Here is a 301-nt window from a genome sequence, read left to right on the forward strand (position 1 = left end):
GCGGGGCGCGAGCAAGACGTTCAGGACCCCGTCGGGAGGCCTGCACACGGCCGTCCGGGACCTGGATCTCACGGTCGGGCGTGGGGAGTTCGTCGCGGTCGTCGGTCCCACGGGCTGCGGCAAGTCGACCACGTTGACCCTGGTCAGCGGCCTGGAGGAGCCCACCGAGGGCGAGGTGACGGTCGCCGGGGAGCCGGTGCGCGGCGTCAGCGACAAGGTCGGCTTCGTTTTCCAGCAGGACGCCACCTTCCCCTGGCGTACGGTGCTGTCCAATGTGATGGCGGGGCCGCGCTTCCGTGGC

The 301-nt window shown here is 71.4% G+C and carries 1 protein-coding gene; it reads left to right on the forward strand.

Going from position 1 to position 301, the window contains the following annotated elements; translation table 11 throughout:
- Positions 1-301 (forward strand): ATP-binding cassette domain-containing protein (locus CCL05_RS31720; protein ID WP_143589976.1); only part of this gene is annotated, 301 nt, incomplete at both ends.

The organism is Streptomyces africanus (assembly GCF_002150735.1).
GTDB classification, from domain to species: domain Bacteria; phylum Actinomycetota; class Actinomycetes; order Streptomycetales; family Streptomycetaceae; genus Streptomyces; species Streptomyces africanus.